The following is a 6,003-nucleotide window of genomic DNA, read 5'->3' as shown; positions in this document are numbered from 1 at the left end:
GAAATATATCGGCGATTATTCGAATATATCGACTTTCCGGCAAAAAACGACAACTATCGTAAAGCTTATTTTCAGTTTCATAGACGGATAACTTGAATAATCATTTGATAATGGTTATCATTTAGGGAGTCTTTTTAATTTTGGAAAATGGAGGTAAGATATGCTACGTAAATTTTTTTCTTACTATAGACCGTATAAAGGTTTATTTATACTCGACTTTTCTTGTGCAGTTATCGCAGGATTACTGGAACTTGGCTTCCCGCTTATCGTAAATCAATTTATTGATAAGTTATTGCCAGGGCAAAACTGGACGCTTATTTTATGGGCTTGTTTCGGTTTACTCACAGTTTATATGTTAAATGCAGGCTTACAATATGTCGTTACATATTGGGGACATATGCTTGGTGTTAACATTGAAACAGATATGAGGCAGAAATTATTTGATCATATTCAAAAGCTATCATTCAGATTTTTTGATAATAATAAAACAGGTCATTTAATTTCGCGCCTTACAAACGATTTAATGGAAATTGGGGAAATTGCTCACCATGGACCAGAAGATTTATTTATCGCCGTAATGACTTTAGTTGGGGCATTCTCATTTATGATGATGATCAACTGGAAGTTAGCGTTATTAACGTTCTTCGTCATTCCATTCCTATTATGGTTAGCACTTTACTTCAATAAAAAAATGACAGGTACGTTTAGACGTTTATTCTCAGATGTTGCTGATTTCAATGCATGTATTGAGAACAACGTTGGTGGTATTCGCGTTGTACAAGCATTCGGAAATGAAAAGTTTGAGAAAGAGCAATTCGCTGTGAACAACGCTCGTTTCCGTACAACGAAATTAATGGCGTATAAAATTATGGCTTTAAATTCATCGATTAGTTATATGCTCATGCGTCTCGTAACGCTCTTCGTATTAATATGCGGTACATGGTTTGTTCTGCAAGGAGAATTAACGTACGGTGGATTTATCGGATTCGTTCTATTAACGAATATTTTCTTCCGTCCAATTGAAAAAATTAACGCGGTAATCGAAAGCTATCCGAAAGGAATCGCTGGTTTTAAAAGGTATGTAGAGCTTCTTGAAACAGAGCCTGACATTGTAGACTCTAAAGATGCAATGGAAGTTAAACAGGTACATGGTGATATTCAATATAACAACATTACGTTCGGATATGAAAATAAAGAACCGATTTTAAAAGATATTAGTTTGAATATACATGCAGGTGAAACGGTTGCGTTCGTTGGACCATCAGGAGCAGGGAAAACGACGTTATGTAGCCTATTACCACGTTTTTATGAGCAATCATCTGGATCAATTCAAATTGATGGTATTGATACGAAAGATATGACATTATCTTCACTTCGTAAGCAAATTGGAATTGTGCAGCAAGATGTGTTCTTATTCTCAGGAACAATTCGTGAAAATATTGCTTACGGGAACTTAAAGGCGTCAGAAGCTGAAATTTGGCAGGCAGTAAAACGTGCGCAGTTAGAAGACTTAATTTACTCACAACCAGACGGTTTAGATACTGTTATCGGTGAGCGTGGTGTAAAACTTTCTGGTGGACAGAAGCAGCGTCTAGCAATTGCTCGTATGTTCTTGAAAAACCCGCCAATTTTAATACTAGATGAAGCTACTTCCGCACTAGATACTGAGACGGAACTTGCAATTCAAAAATCACTTGCTGAATTAGCAGCTGGTCGTACAACGTTAGTTATCGCTCACAGACTTGCAACGATTAAAAATGCAGATCGAATCGTCGTTGTAAATAAAGACGGTATTGCAGAACAAGGTTCACATGATGAATTAATTGAGCAAGGCGGAGGATACAGTAGGTTATACGAAGCTCAGTTTAGTTCGTAAATATAATTTGTACTGAATTAGTGCACCATAAGTAGGTAAAAATCTCATATGGGAGGCTATAAAGTATGATTGTAACAACAACGTCTACAATTCAAGGAAAAGAAATTATTGAGTATATCGATATCGTCAATGGAGAAGCAATTATGGGCGCGAATATCGTTCGTGACCTCTTCGCTTCTGTCCGTGACGTTGTCGGCGGTCGTGCGGGTGCTTATGAAAGTAAATTAAAAGAAGCGCGCGACATTGCAATGGAAGAGATGAAAACTTTCGCAAGACAAAAAAATGCGAATGCCATTGTTGGTATTGACGTGGACTACGAAGTAGTTCGCGAAGGGATGCTAATGGTTGCAGTGAGCGGGACTGCTGTTCGTATATAAAGTGAAACTTTAATCAGTGGGGGTGTTTGTTCCCCACTGATTATTAGTTGAACCAATCGGGCATTTACGGGCAGTTGGTCTCCCATCTACCTTCTTTGCCTTAACCGAATTTTGAGGTGGGAGTCTTACTGCCCGTTAATGCGGGATAAAGTAAAAGCCGTGCTGATGCATGGCTTTTTACTTTATATGTCGAAGTTTCAATATTTCTTGGGAAATGCGGAAGGTCCCGTCGATATATAGGGAAGACATTAGAGCGCTTCTTTACATTTCCGTATTTGAACTAATAATGTTTCGTATTCTTGGTTGAGAGATGTGATGTCATCGTGATGATTGGGTATAGAAATCCGGCTGATGACTTCAGTTAATTTTGTTTGTAACCTTAATAATTCTTGTTCAGTAACGTTTACAGAATTCCCGGTTGTTCTTTTTGTGTATTGCTCGTAATTACCGTGGAATACTCTTGGTTCACTCTCATCTACTTGTAGAATATGGTCTGCAACAGAGCGAATAAAGGCACGGTCATGGCTAATGAAAAGTATTGTGCCAGGATATTCTTGTAACATGGTTTCTAATTCTTCTTGCGTTGCTAAGTCTAAATAGTTTGTCAAACTTATTTCTGTTCGCTATTTTTGAATTTATTATTATACAATTGTACTTTTGCCAGCGCCTCAGCATCGTTTTTGATTTCATCTAATCCATTCGCATCTCCAATGATATATCCTTCAAATGATGAACCAACAAAATCGAAGATGTATTGAAACTGAGCAATAAGCGGCAATGCCTTCAGTTTTGGATTGTCTCCGCCAACGATGACAACATACATCTTTTTATCTTTCATTTTCTCTTTGAAATGAAGAGATGTATCGCGCAAGCTTTGTGACCAGCGATCAACAAAGTTTTTCATATGTCCACTCATTCCGTACCAATATAATGGTGTAGCAAAGATAATCGTGTCGTGCTCTAACATGCGTTTCGTTAACTGCTCGTAGTCATCATTTACAGGTTGGAATCCTTCTGTATCATGACGCTTATCTGTAATAGGATAGACTGTGTGATCACGTAAATAAATTTGTTCTGTTTCAATTCCATCAATCATCATATGTGTTAAAGCTTCCGTATTTCCGTTTTGTCTTGAACTGCCATGTATAACAAACATGTAATCATCCCTTTTTTTTTGCTTGTTTTAGGAGTGAAACGTGTTTTTGCAAATTCGTTTGGATGTTGGAAAGTAATGTGATTTGCTTTGTTACTTCATTGAGTTTATCTTCGTAAAGCGTAAGGATACTGCTGCACGGATTGTCGTACAGGTGCGGTTCAATTTCAAGGCAGCGCAGCATCCTTGCCGTCTCTTCTAAATTTAAGCCAATTTGTAAGTACATTTGAATAAGCTCCACTTTTCCGATGGCACTTTCATCAAAATCACGGTAGCCATTTGCGAGGCGCTTAGAAGGGAGTAATCCCTTTTCTTCGTAATGTCTTAGTGATCTTTCACTAACGCCAGTTTCTTTTGATAATTCTCCAATTCGCAATGTGTTTCACTCCTTTTACATGTATTGTAAACCTTCACACTAATGTGAAGGTCAATGCTGTTTTTTCGCAAAAGAATTTACATGATTTAAGAACACTTGAATGGCTTTAGAGGGAATGAAATATTTGCCGCGCACGATGGAGAACGGACGGATTAGTTGTTCATTTGGAACCTCGATGTGGAATAGTTCTCTTGCTAGTAGCTCTTTCCGTACAGTCCAATCAGAAAGTATAGCGATGCCAAGACCGGCGGCGACGGCTTCCTTCACACTTTGAATACTGCTAAATGTAAAGAATCGCTTCATTTTTAAATGGTGTTGATGAATAAATCGATCGCTATAAGCACGTGTACCAGAACCACTTTCTCTTAATACCCATACTTGGTCTTGGAGTGTGCTTTCATTTATTTCCTTTGTGCGGAGCAATGGATGATTTGGCGGAACGACGAGCTTCATTTCATCTTGCATAAATGTTTCAACGTTAACATCAGCGTATACGACTTGCCCTTCCACTAAGCCGATATCAATTTGATTAGAGCGAAGACTTTGCAAAACTTCTTCTGTATTTGAGATAAAGGTATGCACTTCGACGCGTGGATTTTCATTCGCATAGTTAGCGAGTATTTTTGGAAGTAAGTATTCGCCAATTGTAAAACTAGCACCGATGCGAAGTGTTCCTGTTACAACGTTATGTAGTTCATTAATTTCTTGCTTAGCATCTTCGTAAAGAGAGAGCATTTGCTTTGCATGTATATATAATATATTTCCAGCTTCCGTGACTTGGACATGTTTCGGAGATCGCTGAATGAGTGTAGTTCCAAATTCGTTTTCTAAGTTGCGTATATGCATACTTACGCCAGGCTGTGAAAGATTTAATAATTCCGCTGCACGAGAGAAGTGTTTCTGTTCAACGACAGTAACAAAAATTTTTAAAATGTCTACGTTCATATAATGGGCTCCTTTCTTTTCTATCATCTTATCATAAGTATTTCTGATGATAGAGATTCGGTATTGGTATTAAACTTATTATAGAAACTCTCTTATAATGTAAGTAGAAAGAACATGCATGTTCCAATACGATTGTTGGGGTGGTACAAGGTGGAACAAACACTTGTTATACAAAAGAAGAAGGGCTTTGGATTTTCGCAAGGAATTGGGATTACATTATTAATCGCAATTGCCGCGAAATATTTAGCAGAGCTTCCATTTTTAAATATTATGGGACAATTAGTAATTGCTATTCTAATTGGGATGGTTTGGCGCGCTGCAATTGGAGTTCCTCATGATGCGATTGCAGGAACGAACTTTGCGAGTAAGAAGTTACTGCGCTTTGGGATCATCTTACTTGGAATGCGATTAAATCTTGTTGATATTGCGAAGGCGGGGCCGAAAGTATTGGTCATCGCGGCGGTTGTTATTACATTTACTATTTTTGTTGTATACGGACTAACGAAAGTATTTAAAGTAGAAAAGAAACTTGGGATTTTAACAGCATGCGGTACGGCAATTTGCGGCGCGGCCGCGGTCGTGGCAATTGCACCGCAAGTGAAAGCAAAAGATGACGAAACAGCAGTTGGAGCGGCGATCATTGCAATTTTAGGTACAATATTTACGCTTATTTATACGTTATTATATCCAGTGCTTGGCCTATCTCCATACGGATATGGAGTGTTCTCAGGGGCGACACTGCATGAAATTGCTCACGTAATTGCGGCTGCGGCGCCAGGAGGAAGCACGGCTGTAGATATCGCAGTTATCGTGAAACTAACGCGCGTTGCAATGCTTGTACCAGTAGCGATTTTAATCGGATTATGGTTTGGTAAGAGTGAAGGTAGCGAGGAAAAAAGATCATGGCGCGACCTTCCAATTCCGTGGTTCATCTTCGGGTTTTTAGCAATGAGTGCAGTGCATTCGCTTGGGATTATTCCAGAAGTTGTTGCGGGATACATTGTTGTCATTGCTTATATGCTAATCGCAATGGCGATGGCAGGGCTCGGTTTAAATGTAGAGTTTAAAACTTTTCGTAAATTAGGAAGTAAAGCATTCGTGGCAGGGCTGATTGGCTCGGTTTGCTTATCGGTTCTTGGATACGTTCTTGTATGGGGATTAGGATTTATATAAGTAGGACGAAGAAGCTGTTCCAAAAGATATTTTGGGGCAGCTTCTTTCTTATGCTTATGGTGTTACTGATGTCGATATATTTGGGAAATCGCCGATATAAATG

General features: G+C 38.7%; 7 protein-coding genes. 3 read left to right on the top strand and 4 right to left on the bottom strand.

Going from position 1 to position 6,003, the window contains the following annotated elements; all coding sequences use genetic code 11:
- Nucleotides 1-160 precede the first annotated feature (160 nt).
- Both OXT04_RS29335 and OXT04_RS29330 read left to right on the top strand, forming a co-directional pair.
- The gene (locus OXT04_RS29335; RefSeq protein WP_267418938.1) at nucleotides 161-1,876 is read left to right on the top strand and encodes an ABC transporter ATP-binding protein; all 1,716 of its coding nucleotides are present in this window, start codon (nucleotides 161-163) and stop codon (nucleotides 1,874-1,876) included.
- 65 nt (nucleotides 1,877-1,941) lie between these two features.
- Entirely contained in the window at nucleotides 1,942-2,253 is a 312-nt protein-coding gene (locus tag OXT04_RS29330; RefSeq protein WP_000637523.1) for a heavy metal-binding domain-containing protein, read from the top strand.
- A 248-nt stretch (nucleotides 2,254-2,501) separates the two neighbouring features.
- Here the strand turns inward: OXT04_RS29330 and OXT04_RS29325 are convergent, their stop codons facing one another.
- From OXT04_RS29325 to OXT04_RS29310, 4 genes are read right to left on the bottom strand one after another with little or no spacing between them, the layout of a single operon-like run.
- The gene (locus tag OXT04_RS29325; RefSeq protein ID WP_003272240.1) at nucleotides 2,502-2,861 is read right to left on the bottom strand and encodes a hypothetical protein; all 360 of its coding nucleotides are present in this window, start codon (nucleotides 2,859-2,861) and stop codon (nucleotides 2,502-2,504) included.
- Between the two features lie 2 nt (nucleotides 2,862-2,863).
- Nucleotides 2,864-3,409, bottom strand: a complete 546-nt coding sequence (locus tag OXT04_RS29320; protein WP_071713838.1) for a flavodoxin family protein — start codon at nucleotides 3,407-3,409, stop codon at nucleotides 2,864-2,866.
- A 4-nt stretch (nucleotides 3,410-3,413) separates the two neighbouring features.
- Nucleotides 3,414-3,782 carry a MerR family transcriptional regulator gene (locus OXT04_RS29315; protein ID WP_071713837.1) on the bottom strand — a complete coding sequence of 123 codons (369 nt, stop codon included), beginning with the start codon at nucleotides 3,780-3,782 and terminating at the stop codon, nucleotides 3,414-3,416.
- Between the two features lie 51 nt (nucleotides 3,783-3,833).
- Entirely contained in the window at nucleotides 3,834-4,727 is an 894-nt protein-coding gene (locus OXT04_RS29310; RefSeq protein ID WP_071713836.1) for a LysR family transcriptional regulator, read from the bottom strand.
- 150 nt (nucleotides 4,728-4,877) lie between these two features.
- Here OXT04_RS29310 and OXT04_RS29305 point away from each other — a divergent pair, with 150 nt between their 5' ends.
- The gene (locus OXT04_RS29305; RefSeq protein ID WP_000438413.1) at nucleotides 4,878-5,900 is read left to right on the top strand and encodes a YeiH family protein; all 1,023 of its coding nucleotides are present in this window, start codon (nucleotides 4,878-4,880) and stop codon (nucleotides 5,898-5,900) included.
- The last annotated feature ends 103 nt before the right edge of the window (nucleotides 5,901-6,003 follow it).

Origin of the sequence: Bacillus sp. GC_Bacil_1, assembly GCF_026540675.1 — a bacterium.
In the GTDB taxonomy this organism is placed as follows: Bacteria; Bacillota; Bacilli; order Bacillales; family Bacillaceae_G; genus Bacillus_A; species Bacillus_A cereus.
Note: the sequence above shows the minus strand (reverse complement) of the source record. Positions and strands in the feature narration are given on the sequence as shown.

Bases quoted from the DNA above. Each gene is read 5' to 3' on its own strand.
- OXT04_RS29330 (WP_000637523.1), top strand. From the start codon at position 1,942: ATGATTGTAACAACAACGTCTACAATTCAAGGAAAAGAAATTATTGAG.
- OXT04_RS29335 (WP_267418938.1), top strand. From the start codon at position 161: ATGCTACGTAAATTTTTTTCTTACTATAGACCGTATAAAGGTTTATTT.
- OXT04_RS29320 (WP_071713838.1), bottom strand. From the start codon at position 3,409: ATGTTTGTTATACATGGCAGTTCAAGACAAAACGGAAATACGGAAGCT.
- OXT04_RS29310 (WP_071713836.1), bottom strand. From the start codon at position 4,727: ATGAACGTAGACATTTTAAAAATTTTTGTTACTGTCGTTGAACAGAAA.